Origin of the sequence: Bilophila wadsworthia ATCC 49260 (assembly GCF_000701705.1) — a bacterium.
GTDB classification, from domain to species: domain Bacteria; phylum Desulfobacterota; class Desulfovibrionia; order Desulfovibrionales; family Desulfovibrionaceae; genus Bilophila; species Bilophila wadsworthia.
The window spans coordinates 1-22,524 of the sequence record NZ_JNJP01000042.1 but is presented as its reverse complement, the minus strand read 5'-3'; the positions used below and the strand labels follow the sequence as shown (position 1 = coordinate 22,524).

At 58.1% G+C, this 22,524-nt stretch carries 21 protein-coding genes and 3 tRNA genes; 15 read left to right on the top strand and 9 right to left on the bottom strand.

All coding sequences use genetic code 11. The features are described 5' to 3' along the window. The first annotated feature begins 13 nt into the window (after nt 1-13). Entirely contained in the window at nt 14-295 is a 282-nt protein-coding gene (locus T370_RS0113785; RefSeq protein WP_029436055.1) for a hypothetical protein, read from the top strand. A gap of 24 nt (nt 296-319) precedes the next feature. Continuing rightward, the gene (locus T370_RS0113780) at nt 320-604 is read left to right on the top strand and encodes a hypothetical protein (protein ID WP_005025749.1); all 285 of its coding nucleotides are present in this window, start codon (nt 320-322) and stop codon (nt 602-604) included. Nucleotides 605-763: 159 nt separating this feature from the next. Here T370_RS0113780 and T370_RS0113775 read toward each other — a convergent pair whose 3' ends face one another. Next, nucleotides 764-1,135 carry a Fur family transcriptional regulator gene (locus tag T370_RS0113775; protein ID WP_005025748.1) on the bottom strand — a complete coding sequence of 124 codons (372 nt, stop codon included), beginning with the start codon at nt 1,133-1,135 and terminating at the stop codon, nt 764-766. Nucleotides 1,136-1,281: 146 nt separating this feature from the next. Between T370_RS0113775 and T370_RS0113770 the strand changes: the two genes are divergently transcribed. From T370_RS0113770 to T370_RS0113760, 3 genes are read left to right on the top strand one after another with little or no spacing between them, the layout of a single operon-like run. Further along, nucleotides 1,282-2,202: a metal ABC transporter substrate-binding protein gene (locus T370_RS0113770; RefSeq protein WP_005025746.1), complete on the top strand. Its 921-nt coding sequence runs from the start codon at nt 1,282-1,284 to the stop codon at nt 2,200-2,202. Then, nucleotides 2,189-2,956 carry a metal ABC transporter ATP-binding protein gene (locus T370_RS0113765; protein WP_005025745.1) on the top strand — a complete coding sequence of 256 codons (768 nt, stop codon included), beginning with the start codon at nt 2,189-2,191 and terminating at the stop codon, nt 2,954-2,956. The genes T370_RS0113770 and T370_RS0113765 overlap by 14 nt, the downstream gene beginning before the upstream one ends. Next, entirely contained in the window at nt 2,949-3,815 is an 867-nt protein-coding gene (locus T370_RS0113760; RefSeq protein WP_029436054.1) for a metal ABC transporter permease, read from the top strand. Before T370_RS0113765 ends, T370_RS0113760 begins: the two co-directional genes overlap by 8 nt. A gap of 292 nt (nt 3,816-4,107) precedes the next feature. On the opposite strand, the gene aspA is transcribed toward T370_RS0113760, so the two are convergent. Beyond that, nucleotides 4,108-5,496, bottom strand: coding sequence for an aspartate ammonia-lyase (aspA, locus tag T370_RS0113755; protein ID WP_005025742.1), 1,389 nt, complete (start codon nt 5,494-5,496; stop codon nt 4,108-4,110). 117 nt (nt 5,497-5,613) lie between these two features. Between aspA and T370_RS0113750 the strand changes: the two genes are divergently transcribed. Beyond that, nucleotides 5,614-6,498 (top strand): LysR family transcriptional regulator, encoded by an 885-nt coding sequence (locus T370_RS0113750; protein ID WP_005025740.1) that lies wholly within the window; start codon nt 5,614-5,616, stop codon nt 6,496-6,498. A gap of 93 nt (nt 6,499-6,591) precedes the next feature. Here T370_RS0113750 and T370_RS0113745 read toward each other — a convergent pair whose 3' ends face one another. Further along, nucleotides 6,592-8,109, bottom strand: coding sequence for an APC family permease (locus tag T370_RS0113745; protein WP_005025738.1), 1,518 nt, complete (start codon nt 8,107-8,109; stop codon nt 6,592-6,594). Between the two features lie 686 nt (nt 8,110-8,795). Here T370_RS0113745 and T370_RS0113740 point away from each other — a divergent pair. Beyond that, nucleotides 8,796-9,869 carry an ABC transporter substrate-binding protein gene (locus tag T370_RS0113740; RefSeq protein ID WP_029436053.1) on the top strand — a complete coding sequence of 358 codons (1,074 nt, stop codon included), beginning with the start codon at nt 8,796-8,798 and terminating at the stop codon, nt 9,867-9,869. Between the two features lie 435 nt (nt 9,870-10,304). Here the strand turns inward: T370_RS0113740 and T370_RS22940 are convergent, their stop codons facing one another. Beyond that, nucleotides 10,305-11,096, bottom strand: a complete 792-nt coding sequence (locus tag T370_RS22940; RefSeq protein ID WP_051643848.1) for a TlyA family RNA methyltransferase — start codon at nt 11,094-11,096, stop codon at nt 10,305-10,307. Between the two features lie 204 nt (nt 11,097-11,300). Here T370_RS22940 and T370_RS0113730 point away from each other — a divergent pair, with 204 nt between their 5' ends. From T370_RS0113730 to T370_RS0113720, 3 genes are all read left to right on the top strand, one after another. Further along, nucleotides 11,301-11,984, top strand: a complete 684-nt coding sequence (locus T370_RS0113730; RefSeq protein WP_029436051.1) for an HAD family hydrolase — start codon at nt 11,301-11,303, stop codon at nt 11,982-11,984. 99 nt (nt 11,985-12,083) lie between these two features. Next, nucleotides 12,084-12,170: transfer RNA gene (locus T370_RS0113725), tRNA-Leu, on the top strand. 376 nt (nt 12,171-12,546) lie between these two features. Continuing rightward, entirely contained in the window at nt 12,547-13,353 is an 807-nt protein-coding gene (locus T370_RS0113720) for a sulfite exporter TauE/SafE family protein (RefSeq protein WP_029436050.1), read from the top strand. 142 nt (nt 13,354-13,495) lie between these two features. On the opposite strand, the gene T370_RS0113715 is transcribed toward T370_RS0113720, so the two are convergent. Next, nucleotides 13,496-13,571, bottom strand: a tRNA-Lys gene (locus T370_RS0113715). A gap of 416 nt (nt 13,572-13,987) precedes the next feature. Here T370_RS0113715 and T370_RS22935 point away from each other — a divergent pair. Next, nucleotides 13,988-14,512: a GNAT family N-acetyltransferase gene (locus T370_RS22935; RefSeq protein ID WP_248604263.1), complete on the top strand. Its 525-nt coding sequence runs from the start codon at nt 13,988-13,990 to the stop codon at nt 14,510-14,512. 190 nt (nt 14,513-14,702) lie between these two features. Here T370_RS22935 and T370_RS0113705 read toward each other — a convergent pair. Further along, nucleotides 14,703-14,778: transfer RNA gene (locus T370_RS0113705), tRNA-Lys, on the bottom strand. A gap of 200 nt (nt 14,779-14,978) precedes the next feature. Between T370_RS0113705 and T370_RS0113700 the strand changes: the two genes are divergently transcribed. From T370_RS0113700 to T370_RS0113680, 4 genes are all read left to right on the top strand, one after another. Further along, the gene (locus T370_RS0113700; RefSeq protein ID WP_162177140.1) at nt 14,979-16,748 is read left to right on the top strand and encodes a protein-disulfide reductase DsbD family protein; all 1,770 of its coding nucleotides are present in this window, start codon (nt 14,979-14,981) and stop codon (nt 16,746-16,748) included. A 2-nt stretch (nt 16,749-16,750) separates the two neighbouring features. After that, nucleotides 16,751-17,524 (top strand): RNA methyltransferase, encoded by a 774-nt coding sequence (locus tag T370_RS0113695; RefSeq protein ID WP_029436048.1) that lies wholly within the window; start codon nt 16,751-16,753, stop codon nt 17,522-17,524. 908 nt (nt 17,525-18,432) lie between these two features. Beyond that, entirely contained in the window at nt 18,433-19,107 is a 675-nt protein-coding gene (locus T370_RS0113685; RefSeq protein WP_029436046.1) for a 16S rRNA (guanine(527)-N(7))-methyltransferase RsmG, read from the top strand. 270 nt (nt 19,108-19,377) lie between these two features. After that, a complete protein-coding gene (locus T370_RS0113680; protein ID WP_005025715.1) occupies nt 19,378-19,620 on the top strand; it encodes a phage regulatory CII family protein in 243 nt (80 codons plus the stop codon). 282 nt (nt 19,621-19,902) lie between these two features. Here T370_RS0113680 and rarD read toward each other — a convergent pair whose 3' ends face one another. The 3 genes from rarD to T370_RS0113665 form a co-directional block, all read right to left on the bottom strand. After that, complete coding sequence (rarD, locus tag T370_RS0113675) at nt 19,903-20,811, bottom strand: EamA family transporter RarD (RefSeq protein ID WP_029436045.1); 909 nt, start codon at nt 20,809-20,811, stop codon at nt 19,903-19,905. A gap of 75 nt (nt 20,812-20,886) precedes the next feature. Continuing rightward, a complete protein-coding gene (locus T370_RS0113670; RefSeq protein ID WP_005025710.1) occupies nt 20,887-21,441 on the bottom strand; it encodes a hypothetical protein in 555 nt (184 codons plus the stop codon). A 75-nt stretch (nt 21,442-21,516) separates the two neighbouring features. Continuing rightward, nucleotides 21,517-21,978, bottom strand: coding sequence for an outer membrane lipoprotein (locus tag T370_RS0113665; RefSeq protein ID WP_005025707.1), 462 nt, complete (start codon nt 21,976-21,978; stop codon nt 21,517-21,519). Nucleotides 21,979-22,524: the final 546 nt, after the last annotated feature.

Below are 22,524 nucleotides of genomic sequence, written 5' to 3'. Positions count from 1 at the left end.
AGACAGGCAGCGTATGAAAAAAGGCTTGTTCCACGCTCTGACGGCGGCCGCGTACCCATTTGGCGCATATGTCCTGCTTCCCGCAATAACGCGGGGCGTCGGCACGGTAGGCGACCCGATGGGCAGAGGCCTCTCCCGAGGTTTCGCGGCCCTTTTCTTCATGGGGTTCTGGACGCTGTGTGTCCTCATTGTCAGCCTGACCGGCTCAAAGGCACAATATGGGGAATGCCTTACATCGGTTGTGGTCAACGCCTTCGCCATTGTGCTCACCACTCTGCTCTGTCAGCTCATTTAAGACCGTCCTCTCAAAGGCGCAGCAATGAAACCTCTCTTCTACCTCCTGACGGCGGCGGCACATCCCTTCGGCCTTTACGTCGTGGTCCCCCTGTACATGGAACACTGCTACGTTGTCACGGGCAGCGATGGAGCGGGCCGGGCCATGGCCGCCGGCTTTGCCGAACTGTTCGCCATAGCCTTGTGGACCCTCGGCGTGGTGATCGTCAGCCTGCTTGTTTCACGTCTCCACTATAAGGAATGGCTCCCGACCATCGGCATCAACACGATCATCATCCTGATCTATCTCCGCTTGCTGCTCGGGCTCTAGCAGATCTCAAACGGCCCGGGCTTCAGCGGAACAGGCAATATCATAGCCGCCGCACAGAGTAGGCCCGGACTCCGCCATCAAAAAATCGTTGAAAAAAGCGCAAGGAGAAGAGACAAGGTTACGAGGGTTGAACTGGCCTCGTGGCACCTTGGCTTTCCCTCAAGCGTGGCAGGCGGGGCAGACCCCAAACAGGAAACACTCGTGATCCTCCACGAGGAACCCTGAGGGAGCGGCCTCCCGCTCGTTCAGGGCACAGCCGGGCAGATCATACACCCGGTTGCAGACCCGGCAGTGGAAATGATGGTGATGCCCCTTTCCCGTGCGTTCGTAGAGCGTGCCGAGGGACGGATGGCACACCTGTTTGAGCCAGCCGTTTTCCAACAGCAGCTTCACATTGCGGTATACGGTGGCCTGATTGAGCGATTCCACCGCCATCCGCCCGGTTTCCAATATTTCCTCAATGCCGAGCGGGCGATCCAGTTGGCAAAAAACCTGTTCGATCGCCGCCCGTTGTGATGTCTTCCGTTTCATTCCCAAACCTCATATGCGTATCAGCCTCTGTATTGCACGCATTCCCGCAATCCGCAAACCTCTTGACACCTCATGCGGCAAGCAGTAATTGCAAATGCCTTCGCAATAGCAATAAGCCGTCCGCGCTTTTCCCGCAAGGAGCCCCTATGCGTAAAACCACCGCCGGAATCGTATCCCTCATGATCCTCACGCTGATGTGCGGTGCCGCCCTCGCTCAGACCAGGGTGCTTGCCACCACTTTCCCCGTCTACCAGATCGTCCGTAACATCACGCAAAACGTGCCGGATGTGGAGGTGCAGCTCATGCTCCCCGCGCAGGCCGGATGCCCCCACGATTACGCCCTCACGCCGCAGGACATGAGCAAGCTCGCACAGGCCGACATCCTCGTACTCAATGGGCTCGGCCTTGAAGCCTTCCTCGGTTCCCCTTCGGCACGCGCCCAAAAGGAACTTCATACCATCGACAGCTCCAAGGGCATCTCCGGGCTGCTCCCGTATACGGACGCGGAAGCGGCGCACGAGGAGCATGAGGGGCACCATCATGGGGGGATGAACCCTCACCTGTTCGCCAGCCCGCGCATGGCCGCGCAGATGACCCGTTCCATCGCGGGGCAGCTTGCCGATCTCGATCCCGCCAACGCCGCAACATACTGGGCCAATGCCGAGAACTACGCCCGGACGCTCGACGCGCTGGCGGACGAATTCGCCGCGCTCGGCGGCAAACTGAAAAACAGCCGCATCATCACGCAGCACGGAGTATTCGATTACCTGGCGCGCGACATGGGGCTTGATGTGGTCGCGGTCATTCAGGCCGACGACACGCAGGCGCCGTCCGCCTCCGATATGATGAAGCTGATCAAGGCGATCCGCAGCCAGCATGTCGGAGCCATCTTCACGGAACCGCAGTATCCGGACAAGGTCGCCGCCACCCTGTCCCGTGAAACCGGGGTCGCCACGGCAAAGCTGGACCCCGTCGCAACGGGTCCGGCCATCGCACCGCTGGACTATTACGAAAAAACCATGCGCGCCAACCTGCACACGCTGGAGAGCACCCTTGGAACCAACTAACGCCGTCGTCTTCCGCGACGTATCCGTGCGCCGGAGCGGGCTCGCCATCCTTGAGCACGTCAACGCCACGGTCCCGCAGGGAAGCTGCACCGTCATCGTGGGCCCCAACGGCGCGGGCAAGACCACGCTCATCCTCGCCCTCATCGGCGAGATGCGCCACGACGGGGACATCGACGTCATGACGGGACGGAGCGGAAAACCCTTGCGGCTCGGCTATGTGCCGCAACGCATCAGCATTGATCGGGGGATGCCGCTCACGGTCGTGGAATTCCTCGTCATGGGCATCCAGAAGCGCCCGCTCTGGCTCGGCATCCGGCCCTCGCTGAAGGCGCATTCGCTGGAGCTCCTTTCAATGGTCAAGGCGGAACACCTCGCTTCCCGGCGGCTTGGCGATTTGTCCGGCGGCGAAATGCAGCGCGTCCTGCTGGCGCTTGCCCTGCAACAGGAACCGGAACTGCTCGTGCTCGACGAGCCCTCGGCCGGGGTGGATTTTCAGGGAGAGCATCTGTTCTGCGAACTGCTGGACGAACTGCGCGCCGCCAAGGGATTCACGCAGCTTATGGTCAGCCATGATCTCGGCATGGTCTTCCACCACGCCACGCACGTCATCTGCCTCAAGCGGCATGTCTTCGCGGAAGGCACGCCCGACGAGGTGCTGACGCAAGAAAACCTCATGGCCCTGTTCGGTATGCACATGGGCCTCATCAATCCCCATGCCCCCACCGCGGACCAGCCAAAGGACCACCATGCTTGATCTCGAGCCGCTCTACCGCCTCGTGTCCCTGCTCCCCTTCGAGTGCCTGCAGGCCGGGTTCATGCAACAGGCACTCGTCGCCCTGATCCTGCTCGCGCCGATGGCGGCGACCATGGGCGTGCAGGTCGTCAGCTTCCGCATGGCCTTCTTTTCCGACGCCATCAGCCATTCAGCCTTCGCGGGCGTGGCGCTCGGCCTGATCTTTTCCATCAACCCGCATGTCGCCATGCCGGTTTTCGGCATCCTCGTCGGGCTCGGCATCATGGCCGTACAGCGGAACAGTGCCCTCTCCTCGGATACGATCATCGGCGTATTCTTCTCGGCGGTCATGGCTTTCGGCCTCGCCGTGGTCAGCCGGGACAACGCCGTGGCCCGGGATCTGCAGCAGTTTCTGTACGGCGACATCCTGACCATCACGGAAACCGATATCCGCTGGCTCATCGGCCTGTTCTTCGCGCTGGCGGCCTTTCAGATATGGGGTTACAACCGCCTGTTGTACATCGGCCTAAACTCCGTGGTCGCCAAGGCCCACCGCATCAACGTCTTTTTCTGGCAATACCTTTTCGCCGGGCTGCTCGCGCTTGTCGTGATGTTCTCCGTCTGGGCCGTGGGCGTCCTTTTGGTGACGGCGCTGCTCATCGTGCCCGCCGCCACGGCCCGCAACCTCGCCCGCACGGCCGGGGGCATGTTTTGGTGGTCGATCCTCGTCAGCGTCACTTCCGCCGTGGCCGGGCTGGTGCTCTCCGCACAGGAATGGGCCGGGACAGCCACCGGAGCGACCGTTGTCCTCGTCTCCTGCGGCTGGTTCCTGCTGAGCGCCGTTCTCGCCGCCATACGGGGAGAGGGACGGCGCCAGTAACGCTTTCGTGAAAGCGCATGCGACACGCCGGAAATCTTTTTGCCTCGCCAGCAACGCGGCTTGCCTCCAATACAAAAGCGCCCTCTTCCGGATCACGGAACAGGGCGCTTTTTTGACGCTCCGGATGGGAACGTACCTTTCACCGGCGGCCGCCAAGCTAGCCGGAGGAAGTTCGGGGGCCGTACCCCTGTTTCTCAATCGTATCGAAACGCCTTCAGTACAATCCCATCCAGTCGAACGTCGCTGGGAAAAGCCAGGGGCACCTTCCTTTTCAGGGAGATTCCCCCGATCATTACTTTCTGTTGATCATGTGCTCGGGGGCGAGGATGTCGTCGAGCTTCTCGCGGCTGAGGAGGTTGCGGGCAAGCACGATGTCGATCACCGAGCCGTCGGTTTCGAGGGCTTCCTTGGCGATGGACGCGGAGGTTTCATAGCCAAGATAAGGATTCAGGGCCGTGATGATGCCGATGCTGTTCTCGACCATGCTGCGGCAGCGTTCCTTGTTCGCCGTAATGCCGCTCACGCAGCGATCCTGCAACGTCCGCATGGCCTGGCGCAGACGGTGGATGCCGTTCGACAGCGAGAAGGCGATGATCGGCTCCATGACGTTCAGCTCAAGCTGCCCTGCTTCCGCCGCCATCGTGATGGTCACGTCCTTGCCGATGATGTCGAAAGCCACCTGCGAGACCACTTCGGGGATGACCGGGTTGACCTTGCCCGGCATGATCGAGGAACCGGGCTGCAACCGGGGCAGGTTGATCTCATTGATGCCCGTGCGCGGGCCGGAGGACAGCAGGCGCAGGTCATTGCAGATCTTGGACAGCTTGACCGCGATGCGCTTGAGCACGCCGGAGGTCTGCACATAGGCCCCGGTGTCCCATGTCGCTTCGATGAGGTTGGTGGACAGCACCACCGGAATGCCGCTGACTTCGGCGAGGGCCTTCGAGGCGACTTCTGCGTAGCCCTTGGGCGCGTTGATGCTTGTCCCAATGGCGGTCGCGCCCAGATTGACCTCAAGCAGGAGCTTGCGGGATTCCTCGACGCGCAGGATGTCCTCGCCGATGGTCGTCGCGTACGCGCCGAATTCCTGACCGAGCGTCATGGGCACCGCGTCCTGCAACTGTGTGCGGCCCATCTTGATGACGTCCGAAAACTCTTCGGACTTGGCCGCGAATCCCTGCTGGAGATAGGCCATATCGCCGGTCAGCTGGCCGAGCATGGTATACAGGGCGATGCGCAGGGCCGTGGGATAAATGTCGTTGGTGGACTGCGAGCAGTTCACATGGTTGTTGGGGTGGCAATATTCGTATTCGCCCTTCTTGTGGCCCAACAGCTCAAGGGCGCGGTTGGCGATGACCTCGTTGGCGTTCATGTTGGTCGAAGTTCCCGCGCCGCCCTGAATGCAGTCCACGGGGAACTGATCGTGCAGCTTGCCCTCGATGATCTCGTCGCAAGCCGCGCAAATGGCGTCCCCGATCTCGCGGGGCAGCACGCCGAACTGCATGTTCGCAATGGCCGAGGCCTTCTTGACCAGACCGAGCGCCTTGATAAGTTCCGGGAAGCTGGCGATGCTCACGCCGGAAATCGGGAAGTTCTCGACGGCCCGGTAGGTCTGGATTCCATAATATGTATCGGAAGGGATGCGCATTTCACCCAAAAAATCATGTTCGAGACGAGGCATGGACGTTTCTCCTGTTTGGTGCGAATACTGAACGTGCTGTGACTATAAGAAACACCCAGCGGAACTGGCAATTGCCGATTTCGTATCGCGTCATGATCAAAATGCATGGAGCCCCCCGTGGACCAGAAACTCCTTGAAGATTTCCTCAGCCTGTGCCGCCACAGAAGCTTTTCACATGCGGCGCAGGAGCGCAACGTCACCCAGCCCGCCTTCAGCCGCCGCATCCGGGCACTGGAGGAGTGGCTCGGCGTGGTCCTGTTCGACCGGACGGCCCTCCCCGTCCGCCTCACGGCGCAGGGCGAACAGTTCCTGCCCGTGGCCCGCGACATCGTGGACCGCATGGCCGAAGCCCGGCGGGAGTTCGCGGCCGGGAACCGTTCCGACGGCATCGTCCGCCTCATCAGCCTGCCTACCCTCTCCATCAACGTGCTCCCGGATCTTCTCTTCCGGGTGCGGCAGACGTGCGATCAGCTCCGCTTTGTGGTCAATCCCTTTCCTCAAAGCGTGGAAGAGCATTTCTGCGCCCTGATGGAACATCAGGTGGACATGCTGCTCACCTACAGGCTGGACGAGTATGAATCGGACAGCGAATTCCTGTCGCACATCGAATCCGCCACCGTCGGCCGGGAACGCTTCCTCCCCGTCGTGGGGAGCGCCCTTGCGGAACGCCTTCCGAGCGCCTCCCCCCTGCCCTACCTTTCCTACAGCAATTTCTCCTTCGCCAACCGGATCATCCTTCCGCTTTACGAAAAGACGCCCTGCGAACTCCAGTCCGTCTATGAGAGCAGCCTGAGCGAGGGCATCGTCAAAATGCTGGAAAAAGGCATCGGCATGGCATGGGTTCCGGAAACGCTGGTGAGCGAGCAATTGAAGCGGGGCACCATCCGCCGCATATGGGAAGACCGCCCGGATCTCAGCGTGGAAGTGGACATCAAGCTCTATCGCAACAAAACCGTCCACCGCGCCGCCATCGAAACCTTCTGGAAAGCGATCCTCCCGTAAGCATCCATCCCAACGCCAGGCGTAAGACCATAAAAAAGCCGGGACCGTCATAAACGGCCCCGGCTTTTCATATCAGGTTAGGGGAGGGAGTGCCTAACCCAGTTCAACAGCAGACTTGGCGTCGTCCTCTTCGAAGACCTCTTCTTCAGCGGCCTTCGGGGTAAAAAGCAGCGGACGGTCAGCCGTTCCGAGGAGCATATACTGCATACTCGTTTCGGGGATGGAACGCAGTATGGAAGCACGGCTAAAGTAGAAGCAGGCACCGATGGCTACCCATGCGAGCAGCATAATCCACGATTCGAACCCAATGGCGGCCGGAGAGCCGGGCACAGCCAGCATAAGGAAGCAGGCGATGGAGGTCAGCGCACCGACCACGGCCACGGACTTGCTCCACCACGGGGTCTGGTCCGCGAAGCGAGAGGCGTACTTGTAAACAACGAGGCAGGTGGAAAGGTAGGCGAGCGCGGTGCCCATAGCGGACATGTCGACGATCCAGTTGAGGGCGGAGCGGCCGAAGAAAGGCGCGATAAGGGTCAGGCCGAGGGTAAACAGCACGGCGTTGGTCGGGGTGCCATACTTGGGGTGCACCTTCAGGAACCAAGGATGCAGGAACTTGCCGCGGCCCATGCTGAACAGCAGGCGCGTGGTGGCCATGAAGAAGCCGTTCATGCCGGTCAGGATGCCCGCGAGGACAGGGATGGCGAGGATCATGCCGCCGAAGCGTCCGAAGGCCATGTCAGCCACAGCGCCGGTAGCCCACGTGTGGTTCTGGCCGAGCAGGTCGGTGTAGGGAATGATGATGGCCACGGAAATCAGGACCAAGGCATACAGCGTCGCACCGCATATGATGGAGTTCAGCATCAGGCGGCGGGACTTTTCAGGCGGAAAGTCGAATTCTTCAGCGGTCTGGGGAATGGTATCGAAGCCGACGAACAACCAGGGGGTGATCGCCACGATGGAGATGACGCAAGCCCACGGCGAACGGCCTTCTGCGAACAGGGGGAACAGGTTGTCGAGCGACGCGGTGGACGTGGAGAAGGAACCCACCGTCAGGATGAGCACACCGGCCACCAGCGCAAAGGCAAGGATGAGCTGGATGCTGCTGGCGAAGTCCATGCCGCGGAAGTTCATGTACCCGAAGAACAGGAAGGCGCAGGTCATCATGGCCAGTTCACCGGCGTACACGTCCCAACCGGCTACGCTGTACAGATACCCCACGTCGAACACACCCGGCAGCAAGGCGCGGCTGAGAAGGGCCAGCGCGGTGCCGTTGGCGGCGATAACGCAGAGATAGCCAAGGATGAGGGCCCATCCGCAAATAAAGGCCCATGCTTTGCCGAAACCGACGTAGGCATAGGTGAACGCGCCGCCGGCCACGGGATAGGCCTTGACGAGGATGCTATAAGCAAGGGCGACGAAACACAGGAGGCCGCCGCCGACAATGAAAGCCAACACACTACCGATAGGCCCAGCCTCAGGGAGGAAGCGCGCCCCGGGAAGGACGAAGCAGCCCCAACCGATGATGGCGCCCACGGCAAGAGCCCAAACTTCAGCCGGGCTCATCGTTTTCTTCAGTTCTTCACGTCCGCTTTCAACATGTTCGTTGCTCATGACCAAAAGTCCCTCTTTGTCTTCGCGTTTCAAGAGTGGTTTCTTCACGCTCTTTTTCGTTCACCGCCGCATCCCGGCTTTGAACGAAAAAGGACGCATCATCCAAAAACTCTATTGGAACGTCGGGATTGTTCCCGAAGGCACTAACTCTTTAGCAAGTGCCGAGCCAAAATACCTGAACAGGCATTGCAAAGAGGCTTTTATTCGTATTAATCGACTGTAATAATAAATAATATTTTTTCTGTTTTCAAAATAATCCACCACTAAGTTCTTTTCCTCACAACGAGACACGAATGTCCCGCAAAAAATATGTTTTCCTGTATTTTATGTATTTTTAGCATGTTAACTAGAACTACCCTCATGGGGCATTTTTGTCCCACGGGACATTTTTGTCCCGTCGAGAGCCTCCTCTTTTGGAGTACGCCTTATTCGTATAGGTTGATTCATCAAACAGCCTCAATATGTTGAGGCCGTCTGAGAAAAAACCGTCTCCCTCTCGCCCCCACTCGGAACGGGAATAAGGCAAAACACACGTGAAAAACACAACTTCTTGGCAATCCGGAGCAAACACGGTATGAGTCTCTAAAGGAACCGGAAGAAGTGATTTTTCTGTCAAACCAGACCGCTTCCATACATTTCGCCAATCCCCCCGCTTTTTTTTCGACCATCATTATAAGGATAGAGTCATGCGGCGCAGTACGCTGTCCGGACTATTCGGCTTTTTTGCACTTCTCCTCGCTCTGACGGCGGATCTCTCCGCCGCTAACCAGGAACCTCCGTTCAAACTCGAAACGGGCTGGCTTCCCGAGCATGAGACGTTCCTCATCTGGTACGCCAAACAAAAGGGCTGGGACAAGCAGGAAGGGCTCGACATCGTCCTCAACAGGTTCGACTCGGGCAAAGATCTGATCGGCAATGCGGACAAGTGGGTCATCGGAGCTTGCGGCGCGTTCCCCATCCTGACCAGCCACTATCCTGAACAATTCACCATCATCGGCGTCGGCAATGACGAATCTCTGGCCAATGCGGTCATGGTCCGGCCCGACAGCCCGCTTTTGGATACCAAAGGCGCCAACAAGGGATATCCGAACCTCTACGGCAAAGCCGACGACGTAAGGGGCAAAACCATCATTTGCCCCGCCTCTTCATCGGCCCAATATCTCCTTACCAAATGGCTTGCCGCCTACGGCCTGACGACTGAGGACGTGCGGATCCAAAATACGGATGCCGTACCGGGACTTCAGGCTTTCTTTGAGGGGGAAGGCGACGCCATTGTGCTGTGGGCCCCCTACAGTTACACCGGAGACGAACATGGGCTTAAAGTCGCGGCCACATCGCGCTCCGTCAACGCCCCGCAATCCGTACTGCTCATGGCGGACAAAGATTTTGCCGCTGCCCACCCCAGTCAGGTGGCTTCCTTCCTGCGGGTCTACCTCCGGGCCGTCCGCATGATGCGCGAGGAATCCGTGGCAACCCTTGCGGAAGACTACAAAACATTCTTCAAAGAATGGGCGGGCAAGACAATGTCCGATGCCGAAGTCATCAAGGATATCACCATCCACCAGGTCTTCCTGCTTGAGGATCAACTCCGGATGTTCAACGCCGAACATTCCCGCAGCGACATGCAGGATTGGCTCGCCTCCATTATCCGCTTTCACGCGGGGGACGCCTATTCCCGAGACAAAACGGAGGAACTGCTCGGCCTCGTCACAGGAGCCTTTCTTGAAAAAGTGGAGCGCCCTATCCCCGAGTACCGCTAACCCCGCGCCACCCCAACGAGCCCTTCCCTTTCCGTTGTCCATTCGGGGCAACGCTATATGGAAAAGCCGCGCATCAGAGCCGCTTTCCATTCATGCCTCTGGTCTCGGGCCGCTGTTCCCGTGCAACACCAGAGAGGCCCTCCTTTCTCCCGAAGAGCAACCGCCCCACAGGAACCAAAACGTTTCCCCTATCCTTATAAAAAAACGGCCCGATCCATTTCTACTGGATCAGGCCGTTTTCTTCTTTTTTCTGTACGGCAACGAACGGCAGCCGAAGTCCTGCCCTCCTCTCCCCACTTTTCCCCTCAACACTCCGGCAGGCTCAACAGACGAAGGAACTCCTGCCGTACAGCCTCCCCGCCAGTCGAAAGCCTCAGGAAAGGAGGGGGCCGGGGGAGGAAACGCCTTCTTCAAAAGGGGCTTCCTCCCCCGGTTTCATTGCTCCACCTCACTTCCACACGCCACCTGCCCAGCCCCTACGCGGCGCAGGCAAACGATATACTCCTGATTTCCCTTGGGCCCCTTGACGGCGGCAGGCACGACGCCGAGGCACTCAAGGCCGAGACGCTCCTGGCAAAACAGCAGCACTTTATCCACCGCCTGCTGGCGTAAGGCGGGATCACGCACCACCCCCTTGTCCGTCTGATGCGGCCCAAGCTCAAACTGCGGCTTGACCAGCGCCGCCACCAAACCGCCTTCCTTGAGCCAGCGCACGCAGGGCGGCAGGATCAGCGTCAGGGAAATGAAAGAGACATCGGCGACGATGATGTCCACCGGCTCGGGAATCAACTCTTCGGGAGCCGTGCGTAAATTCGTCCCTTCCATGCTGATGACCCGCGGATCGCGGCGCATACGCTCATGGAGCTGCTCCTTGCCCACGTCCACCGCATACACCTTCGCCGCGCCGTGCTGCAGCAGGCAGTCCGTAAACCCGCCCGTGGAAGCCCCGGCGTCCAGACAGACGAACCCGGTCACATCCAGCTTGAAATGCTCTATGGCGGTCAGCAACTTATACGCGCCACGGCTGACGTACTTCTCGATGCCGACCAGTGCGAAGGCCGTATCCAGCGGATATTTGTGACCGGGCTTATCCACTTTTTGCCGCACGCCGGAAACATCTTCCAGCGCCACTTTGCCCGCCATGATCAGGCGTTTCGCCATTTCGCGGCTTTCCGCCAAACCTTGCGCAAAAACCAACTCGTCCGCACGTTCCTTACCCTGCGCCATACTGCCCCCGCTTCCGAAAAAATCGCCGCGATACCGCGGCACCGCGCTAGAGTTAGCAAAATCCAGCCACGATGCAACCCACTGCACTCGCTCCGCACAAGATTCCCGCTTGAAAGACACGGCGTCCTTTGTCATGCTGCCGTCTCACCCGTTCCCTTTGCCTGTGTATGGCACAGCGGATACAACGGATTTCAGAGGATCGCCATGAACAAACAAAACCATCACGCCGCCATCTTCGATCTTGACGGAACCTTGCTGGACACGCTCGACGATCTTGCCAATGCCGCCAATGCCGCGCTGCATTCAGCAGGTTACCCGCAACATCCCGTCGCCGCCTACCGTCAGTTCGTCGGCAACGGCCTGCGTATGCTCGTCCGCCGGGCCCTGCCCGAAGGGGAAGCGGATCGCATCGGGCCTGCGGGTTTCGAAGCACTTGTGGAACGCACGGGCGCCAACTATGCCAGAGACTGGGCCGTAAAGACGCGGCCCTACCCGCATATCCCCGAACTCTTGCAGGAACTCCAAAGGCGCGGCATCCCCTTGGCCGTCGTGACGAACAAGCCGCACGAATGGACGCTCCACATGCTCAAGCACTACTTTCCCGAGAGTCCTTTCCTGTTCATTCAGGGGGCTATGCCGAACCTGCCCCATAAGCCCGATCCCACCGGAGCCCTCAACGCGGCCCGGCATCTCGACAGTATCCCCAACGAAACAGTCTTTGTCGGAGACAGCAATGTGGACATGCTGACAGCCCACAATGCCGGAATGACTGCGGTCGGCGTGGACTGGGGATTTCGGGGAGCCCAAGAACTGAAAGAAAGCGGCGCGGACAAAATCCTATATGATCCGCTGGAACTTCTTCCTTTTTTCGAGAAGTACGCATCCTAGCCTGTCAGGGATAAATACATTTCGTGGACCGGAAGCCAAAGGGAGAGCAGCCTCGTCTGTTGACTCCTCACCCTGATACAAGTATTCTATACAGCTCATGCCCGGATGGCGGAACTGGCAGACGCAAGGGACTTAAAATCCCTGGACCGCAAGGTTGTGCGGGTTCAATCCCCGCTCTGGGCACCAAAACAAAACGAACGGGTTACGATACAAATCCACACCCGTTTACCCTTCAAAATAAGCCCCTTCACGCTTGTAGTTGCAATTGCAAATGCAAACAGGAGGGGGTTTTTCTTTTTTCCTCCCTCCTTCCTCTCCCCACCTCCATCCGCCCCGCAGCCCTTGCGGACAAGACGGCATGTTTTCCTCCATACTCTGTGGGCTGGAAGCGCTTACTTCCCGTGGGAAGTTGGAGGGGCTAGCCGTGCATCCGGAGGACACCCCGGAAGCCTATCGATCTCTGCCGGTTGATCTGCTATCACTGGATTCCGGGAGGAACCTCCCGACATGATGAGGCAATCGGAATCGTTTTCTGTCTTTTTGAAAAGGCCATAGGGACGCCATGCTTTCCATGCTTGCGCTTCTTGTGCTTGGGGGTGCCTTTGTGGGGTTCCTTTCCGGGCTTCTCGGTGTCGGCGGGGCGGTGATCATCATGCCCCTGCTCAACGTATTTTTCGACCGCCTCGGGTTTTCCGTGGACACGACGCAGCACCTGTCGCTTGGTACATCCCTCGCCACCATCCTGTTCACATCCCTTTCCAGCGTGCTGGCGCACAGGCGCTATGGTTCCGTGCGCGCCGACATCTGGAAAAAGATGGCCCCCGGCATCATTGCGGGCACGCTCGGCGGCGCGCTTCTTGCTCCACACCTTTCAGGATTATTCCTGCGCGGCTTTTTCGCCTTCTTCGTCATGCTGGTCGGCGTTCATCTGCTCTTCAATTCCACCCCCCGCCCCAAGATCGGGCGGCTCGAACGGGCCATGCTTCCGGTCAGCATACTCATCGGCCTGATTTCGAGCCTTGCGGGTATCGCCGGGACCATGCTCTGCGTGATTTTCCTGGTCTGGGCCGCGATCGATTGGGCCGACGCCGTGGGCACGTCCGCCGCCCTGAGCTTGCCCATCAGCCTGACCGGAACCCTCGGATATGCCATCGCAGGGTGGAACTTCCCGGAGCTCCCTCCCTACTCCGTAGGTTTCGTGTACCTTCCCGGGATGTTCTGCCTGCTGGTTTCCAGCATGAGCATGGCCGTTGTAGGCGCACGGCTGGCCCATTCGCCGCGATTGCCGATGCAGGCCTTGCGCCGCTGTTTCGCGGTCGGCAATATCCTTCTCGGTCTTTCGATACTCCGCTCCGTCCTTTTCAGATGATTCCGGCACAACTCAAGAAACAAAGCAGAAGCTCCGCACCGGCATATTCCAACACCCCGCCTTCCCTAAGAAAAACGCTGCCTCCCGGCGAAAGAACGCAAAAAATCCCGGCAGGAAAACCTGTCGGGATGTTCTTTTTTGCTGGTGGGCCATCGGTGACTTGAACACCGAACCAACTGATTAAGAGTCAGCTGCTCTACCAATTGAGCTAATGACCCAAGGACATTTCATCCGCGCTCATTGCGCGAAAAGGGATGTACCGAAAACAAAGGGCTGTGTCAACGTATTCTTAGCACTTTCCGGATTTTTTTCCTCAATAGAAAGAAAAAGTCTGTTTTTTCGCTAAGTAAGGAAAAAAATTCCTTCCACGCATGGCCCCCACTCCTCTCCGTACTCCCGGCCAGCCGTCGGAGGGGAACCTTTCATCACACAATGAAGCTCCTACGAATCCCATGCATTAAAAATGCCGCATACTCCACCAATCGTCATTCAGTTTGATATTAAATGTGTAAAACAATATACCTCTATTTGACAGAATGTCACTGGAAATACTAACATAAATAAATATCAAGCGGATATCGGATTTAAAAAAATGAAGTACTCGTTAATAAAATAATACTCATAAGGAATAAATATGGGGTTCACAAATACACCTACTTTGGAAACAGAGAGACTTCTATTAAGAAGATTCTCTGAAAACGATTTATACGCCTTGTTCAAAATACATAGCGATAAAGACGTAAATACGTATTTGCCTTGGTTCCCATTACAATCCATAGAGGAAGCAAGCCTTTTTCTTAGGGAAAGGTACTTGGACACCTACAGGCAACCTTACGGTTACAAGTATGCGATTTGTTTAAAAAATGATAACATTCCAATAGGGTATGTCAATATAGGCATCAATGAGCCCCATGACCTTGGCTATGGGCTGCTCAAAGCCTTTTGGCGCAACGGCATTGTAACCGAGGCGGCCAATGCCGTTATTCACCAAGTAAAAAAAGATGGCATTCCTTACATTACGGCCACACACGATATCAAGAATCCCCGTAGCGGAAATGTCATGAAACGTCTGGGTATGCTTTATCAATATTCGTATAAGGAACAATGGCAACCTAAAAAACATACTGACTACTTTCTGTATGTACCAGCTGAACTTTGATGGACAAGACAAGCGGGTATATAAAGGCTATCTGGACCAATCACCCAATCAAGCGGACTGATACTTGATGAATGCCTACCGCGCTTGTGGTGCTCCCCGTTGGATGGAGCGGACCAAAGTCACCTTTTAAAATAGGAGCACATACGAAAAAAGGACTTTCGATTTCTCGAAAGTCCTTGGTTCGTTTTGCTGGTGGGCCATCGGTGACTTGAACACCGAACCAACTGATTAAGAGTCAGCTGCTCTACCAATTGAGCTAATGACCCGTGCCTCGCGGCGTGAAAAGAGGTTTAGTCCAAATAAGGGGTGAGTGTCAACACCCTTTTTGCAAAAGAAAGGAAAAAACGCTACCGTCCCTCCCATGAAAACGAAAAACACACTCCATATATGGCTCGTACTCTGCCTTGTAACAGGCTTCCTGCTGTATGCTACGTCTCTTACTCACGCAGAATCACTTCCTTTTTTATTGGATACGGAATATGCCGAACTGGACGGGCATCCTGCGGCCGTACTCTGGGTGACGCCGCAGAAAGGCTATCACACCTACTCCCACTACGCGGACGCGCCCATTCCCACCAGTTTGAACGTCCGCAACGTGCAGGGACAACCCGCCGCAGCCGCAGTCCTCTACCCGCAGGGCCGGCTTACGCCCGACACCTTCGAGCCCGCAAAGCAGATTCTCGCCTATACCGCCCGGTTCCCGATCTTCATCCGTTTCGATGCCCCCGTATCCGGCCCCCTCTCCGCCGATCTGTCCATGCTCCTCTGTTCGGACAAAAACTGTGTCCCCGTACAGCAAACGGTTTCCCTGGCACTCCCCGAAACGCTGCCTCCGCCGAGCCCAGCCGCATTGGAGGCGTATGGGCAACTCGGTAAAGCCGAAACATCCCCCGCCTCTTCCGAACCCGTTTCTCCGCAAGCCCCCCCACAGCAATCCGTCACCCAGCTGACGCCGCTTTCCGGGCCGTCCGTCCAGCTTGCCGGAAGCCCCGCTGAGCCTGACGAATGGCGGTTCACGCCGCGTTTCCCGCAGGAATCGCTGGAGCCTACAGCCCTCGGCACGGCCCTGTTCCTCGGGCTGCTGGCTGGCCTTATCCTCAATGTCATGCCCTGCGTGCTGCCCGTGCTGACCATGAAGGTTTCCGCCCTGCTGAGCTCGTCGGGTTATGAGACCGAAGGTCAGCGCCTCGCCCATTTCCGCGAGCACAACGTACTGTTCGCCGCCGGGATCCTGACGTGGTTCCTCGTGCTGGCCTTTTGCGTCGGCGCGCTCGGATTGGCATGGGGCGGCCTGTTCCAGAATACCCATCTCGTGTACGGGTTGCTGATCCTCGTCTTTTTGCTGTCCCTCTCCCTGTTCGACGTGTTCACGCTGCCCGTGCTCGATTTCAAGGTCGGCGCGTCACGCAACCCCAAAACGCAAGCCTACCTCACCGGCCTCGTCGCCACCCTGCTGGCCACCCCGTGCAGCGGCCCTCTGCTCGGCGGCGTGCTCGGCTGGGCGGCACTCCAGCCCCTGCCCGTGATCGTCGCCGTATTCACGGCAACCGGGATCGGCATGGCCCTGCCCTACCTCGTCCTGGCGGCTTGGCCCGGCGCGGCCCGCATCCTCCCCAAGCCCGGCGCATGGACCGGGATCATGGAACGGCTGGTCGGCTTCTTTCTCATGGGTACCGCCATCTACCTACTGTCCATTCTCCCCGAGTCGCAGCGGCTCGCCGCGCTCGTCACCCTGCTCGTCTGCGCGCTGGCGGCGTGGATGTGGGGGCAATGGGGCGGCTTGCGGGCCTCGGGGCGTCAAAAGCTCTTTACGGGCGCGCTCGCGCTCCTTATGGTATGCGGCTCCATCTGGTGGAGCGTGCAGCCCGCCCCCGAACCCGCGCCGTGGGAAACGTTCCGGGCGGACACGTTCCGTTCGCTGCTGAAAAAAGAACCGCTGATGGTCGAATTCACGGCGGACTGGTGCCCGTCCTGCAAATTCCTTGAGCAAACCGTGCTGACGCCCAAACGCCTGCACGCCATCACGGAACGCTACGGGCTCCGCCTCATCAAGGTGGACCTGACCCGGCCCGACCCGGAAGCGCAGGCGCTGCTCCGCGCCATCGGCAGCGTCAGCATCCCGGTCACGGCCATTTTCCCCAAGGGCCTCCTCTCAAACAGCCCCATCGTGCTCAGAGATCTGTACACGGCGAGCCAGCTTGAGGACGCCCTTGCCACCCTGTCTCCCCGGAAGTGAGTATGCTTGTGCAAGCTTCGCAGGACGCCCTGCGGCATCTGGAAATCATTATGGTGGGAACCAAGTTCCCGGAAAACATCGGCATGGCGGCCCGCGCCTGCGCCAACACGGGCTGCGGGCGCCTGACCCTCGTCAGCCCCGCGTGGTGGGATAAGGAAAAAGCCCGGCCTCTGGCCACGGCCAAGGGCGAGCCCCTGCTCGACGCCATTGAGGTCAAACCGACGCTCGGCGACGCGCTCGCCCCCAACGTCCTGACCTTCGGCACCACTGCCCGCACGGGCGGCTGGCGGCGCGGGCTGCTGACGCCGGAACAGGCCGCCGGGGAAATCGCGCCCCTGCTCCACGAAGGCAGCCGGGTCGCCATCGTCTTCGGCTGCGAGGATCGCGGCCTGAGCAATGCCGACATCGAGCAATGCCAGCGCCTCGTAACCATCCCCACCGCTGGAGAGGCTTCTTCGCTCAATCTGGCGCAGGCCATCCTCATCCTTACCTACGAATGCATGAAGGCGGTCAGCCGCGTGGACCCGCAGCCGTCGCTCGGCAACGATCCCGGCCAGCAGTCGCGCCGCATCACGCACGAGGAACAGGCCCTGCTCTACGCCCGGCTCAAAGAAACGCTCCTCGCCATCGACTATCTCAAAAGCGACAATCCCGACTACTTCCTGATGCCCCTGCGCCGTTTCCTCGGCAAGTCCGGCCTGAGGCGGCACGAGATGGATATGCTCATGGGCATCTGCCGCCAGGTGGGCAATCTCAGGAAGGAGGCGGGAAAATAAACGGGCAGGGCCTCCGGGAGCAAGGGCCCCGCCCTTGCCCTTGGGCGAATAGTTCCACCCAGCCTCCGGCGGCCAAAGCAAAAAGGATATGCACTGGTTCAAGCCAATCCGCTCCAACACGCCCAAGGAGGCACCCTTCCGGCCGGACTGCGGGATCGAGCTTCTTCCGAACCGCCGCCGGATAATGCCGTGTTACGAAGAGTCCGCACCAAGGAGCCGCGCATGGGTAGAAAGCCATCCCCACCCGATAAAGATCCCACTCCCCACTGGTCGATATCCGGCCTGATCCTAGGGGGGCTTTGCGTATGTGCCTCCGAATGGGTGATCGCCTATAGTGTCACTGGCGGACACCCGGCGAAACTCATTCCCACATTCTTCATCGTCATGTTCCTGCTTCTTGTCATAGTCAGGTTTACAAACGTTACGGACAAACATTTTCCGGAAGCCCCCCCTTCCGACAGCCAGCCGGGTATGGAGGCTTCCTCCTCCGGGCAGCCGCCTCCCACGACAAGGCTCCTTTTCACCTCTTCGCCTTTCTGGGACCGCGTGCTGCTGACTGTGCTCGGAATCGTCAGCTTCTTTCTATGGTCGCACTCCAAAGGCGATGTCCCCCGCGACATCTTCGGAACGCTTTTTCCTCTGTCCTTCGTATTGGCCGTCCTCTATCCGATGTTCTTTCTCCCCATAGCCCCTATGTCCCCTGAAGAAAAACGCAGGTGGCATCTGAAAAAACAAAAAAAGCGGCTCAAGCGGCAAAAAGCCAAAGCGGATAAAAAACGGCGCTGCAAAAGCTGATTCTTCTCATTGGATCAAAGCGCGCAATCCGGAAACGTACCTGAGACGCTGTACGAACGCGCGCCTTGCGGGTATAACCGCCTCTTATTCCTCTACAGCATCAAGGAGTCGTCATGCGTTCATCATCCGTATCCCCGTATGATCTTCAGGACTGGGCCAAGCGCGCAGGTTTCGAGCTTACCGAAGAAACCTTGCCCCCGCTCGCCGGATATCTCGGACTGCTCATACAGTGGAACAGGGTCATGAACCTTGTCGGCACCCGGACGGCTGAGGACACCTTTTTTACGCTGGTCGTCGACAGCCTGCATCTCGGGCGTTTTCTGCGCGAAGACGTGGAATACAGCGCTGCACCTTGTTGCTGGGATCTGGGCTCGGGAGCCGGGCTTCCCGGACTTCCTCTGCGTATGATCTGGCAAGAAGGCGATTACTGGATGGTCGAAGCCCGAGAAAAACGAGCCCTGTTCCTGTCCACGGTCCTCGCCCAATATCCCTTGCCCGGAACCCATGTCTTCCGGGGCCGCGCCGAAGCGTTTATGGCCGGACCGCCCGCACGGACAGCGGATCTCATCGTCAGCCGGGCGTTTATGCCGTGGCCCGGCGTTCTGGAACTCGTCAAAGGCAACCTGAACCCCAATGGCGTGGTCGTACTGCTTTTGCGCGAACGCCTCCAAGAGTCTCCGGATTGGGAACAGGCCGCACAGAACTGGCGTATTGCCGGGCAATATACGTATACGGCGTCCCGCACCCAGCGGTACCTGTATGCCCTGACCGCTCAAGACGCACTATAATTCACAAAACGAAACCATCTGAAAAAAAACTTCTTTTCAGCCCATTGATTTTTTTGGCAATCGTCAAAAACTCTTTTCAATGGGTCTCTTTTATTTAAACAGTGATTCTAGCAGGATAACCAATCTAGCAATACTTATTCTCTTTCTACAGGAGAAAAAAGTCACGAAACGTACTAAAAAAAGAATCTAATGGCCTTGTCTTCCGATGAGAATCAGGTATAGCTAAGAACAGGTGGTGCTGTTTGAATACGCAACCAAAGGAGAACCCTTATGTCTGCCAATCTTATTTCTGCCGTTCATGATCTTGTTTTAGAAAGCGGTCTTGGTGCCAAAAACATTGCCGCCGCCGTGGGCAAACCGTATTCCACCCTGCTGCGTGAAGTGAATCCCTTCGACGACGGCGCGAAACTCGGCGCGGAAACCCTCGTCGACATCATGCGGGTCACTGGTAATATCCAGCCGCTTGAGCATATAGCCGAACAGTTCGGCTATGAGCTCAAGCGGACCCACTAAGCCACTCCCGTACAATGCCTCCCCAAGCCCAAAGAACCACCATGAAGCACACCACCGCCCTATTGCCCCGCCTGTCGGGGCTTTTTCATATCCGTTCTCCCCTTCCCCCAAAAGTCCTCGGCAAGCCGAGGATTTTTCATAGGTACACGTAAGCATGGAAGTTCCCGTACTGGGAGTTTTTCCTGCATGACGCCCAACTGAGCCGGACCATTTCGGTCCATATGCCCATGCGTTCAATGGTACAAAAAAGAGAGGGGGGGCGTCCCGCCTTTTTCCGTTCCCTCAGTGCGGCAAATGCCGCGTCTGCCGCCAGCTTTCCACCGTATACAGCAGCAAGGCCAACCAGATAAAAATGAACGTCACCAGCGTAGCCGGGTTCAAGGTTTCCCCAAACATGAATATGCCGAGGAAGAACGTGCAGGTCGGGGAAATGTATTGCAGCAGGCCAAGCGTCATCAGGCGCATATGCCGGGCGGCATAGGCGAACATGACCAGTGGCAGGGATGTGACCGGGCCGGCAAGAAACAACAAAAAGCCTTCCCGAACCGTCGGGCTGCAAAGGAAGCCCTCCCCATTCCAATAGAGCCACAGGATCCAGCCGAGCGAAAAGGGTATCAAAACTATCGTCTCAATGAACAAGCCGGGAAGCGCTTCGACGGAAACCGTTTTTCGGATAAAACCGTACAGCGCAAAAGTGAAGGCCAGCGACAGGGCCAGCCACGGAAACTGATTGTGGCCCAAGAAACTCAGCAGGACACCGATACAGGCCAACAAAATGGCTATCCCCTGAAGGCGTGACGGCCGTTCCCGCAAGAAAAGGAAACCGAACAGCACATTCATAAGCGGATTGGTGTAGTATCCGAGGCTCGTTTCAAGGATCTGTCCGGTACTGATGGCCCATATGTACAGGAACCAGTTCAACCCCACCACGCAGGAACTGGCGAACATGGTCAGCGCCACGCGGCGGTTGCGAAAAGCGCTGACGACCTCCGCCCAGCGCCTTGTCAGCATAACGACCGGAAGCAAGCTCACAAACGAAAAAATGCTGCGGTAGCACAGGATTTCGAACGGAGCCACGGCATCCAGCATATGCCAGAAAACGACCAGAAAGCCCCAGATGAGAAAGGCGCAAAGACCCGCCAACAACCCGAGCGAATTGCTCTTTACGGACGGAACGGCAAACAACGGCATACTCCACCTTCACAAAGACAGCCATCCTGCAAAACAGGATGGCTGTCCACAATACGGCAAAAACGTCCGCGACGACTAGCGATTGAACGAACGAGCAAACAGATCCGAAATGGCTTTGCGCCCGTTGGCTTCCATGAACCGGGTTCCCGTGGCGGTGAAGTGCGTATGCTCAATGACGGGCTCTTCCACCTTGACCCAAGCGTCGTTCAGCCAGCGATACCAGCCGTCCTGTTCCTGATCGAACACGAGAAGGGGCTTGTTGCAGATCTTGGCGAACTCGGCACCCCAGCCGGTACCGCCCTTGACGGTCTGATCCGGCTGGATGTTGCCCACGACCACGACTTCCTGACCGCTGCTGACCTGCCAGCAAATGGACTGCAGGACCTTGCGGAACAGGGGAGCCTTCGTGAATTCCCGGCCCATAAGGCGGGAAACATAGGTCAGGCTCACATCTTTCAGGGCCAATTCTTCGGAAGTGAGGACGCGCACGCCGCGCTTCCGTTCGATCTGGTGCCCATCAAAGCTGTAGTTCACTTCTTCAATGCCCCAAGCCTCGGCCTGCGCGCCGAAAAACTGCTCGGTTCCGGCGGCCCCGCCGCTGAAAAGAACACACTGTTTCGGATCCAGCATGGATGCTCCTTGGTTGTTCGTCATGCCGGCGCACGACGGATTATACGATGCCGCAATACGGCGTTCCTGCAAAGGCTAACGGGTCACACGCGCCGAGCCGTCGCTTCCGCGCAGTACGCGGACACGTTCACCCGGAGAGAATTGCTGATCGGCGGCCTGAACAATGGACAACTGCTGTCCGTTTTCCAGTTCGACCGTAATTTCGAGGCCATTCTGCTTGGTCAGCGCCTTCTCGCCGGCATAGCCGCCAGCCGCGCCGAGGGCTGCACCCGCGATAGTCGCCAGCGTCTTCCCGCGTCCGCCACCAACCATATTGCCGAGCACGCCGCCTACGACGCCTCCTCCCACTGTCCCAAGGACGGCGGGACGATCTTCCTCAAGCGTAACGGGCTGCACGGAAACCACCGTGCCGTACTGCACCGTTTGAGCGCTGCGCACCTGGCTGCCGGAATAGGTATTGCCGCTGTAGTTGGTGCAACCAGCCGAAAGCATGGCGAGAGCGAGCATGCATACGGCTACATGTTTGATTTTCAGCATAGTAAACCTCCAATCGAAAGTCAGGGGTGAGAACCCTGTACTTTTCAAACTCCTAGCATAATGAGGGCGCAGGGGCAATTCCCTGATGTGCGGTTTCCCCTATGAGATGGGGTGAGAATATGAAGGAAGGGAGCCCCTCTTCTGGAGAGAGGCTTCTATTCCCTCCACCGCCCCATCTTTCGAACTCCCTAGGCTTTTGATTACGAAGGGTAACGAGGAGACTTACCGATTAAGGAAACGATTCCGTGGCCCCCCTTTCCTCTCAAACACAGGCCCTCTAAAGCCGTTGCCTGGCAAATCGATGAGGCTTGCGGGAAAAGAGAAGAAGGCGGAGAAGAAGCAAATGATCCGATTAAGGAGCGAACCGGGCGGGTACCGTAGGGAAAAGAAGCTGGGGGAGGAGGAAACCCGAGGGGGAGGGAAGGCTGAGGGAGAAAGAGCAGGAGGGGCTTGCGCCTAGCCTGGGGCTTGGGGAGGGGTGGCCTGTGATGAGGATGAGTTCGGGCAAAACAAAGGGCCGTCCTGGATAGGACGGCCCTTTGGAAA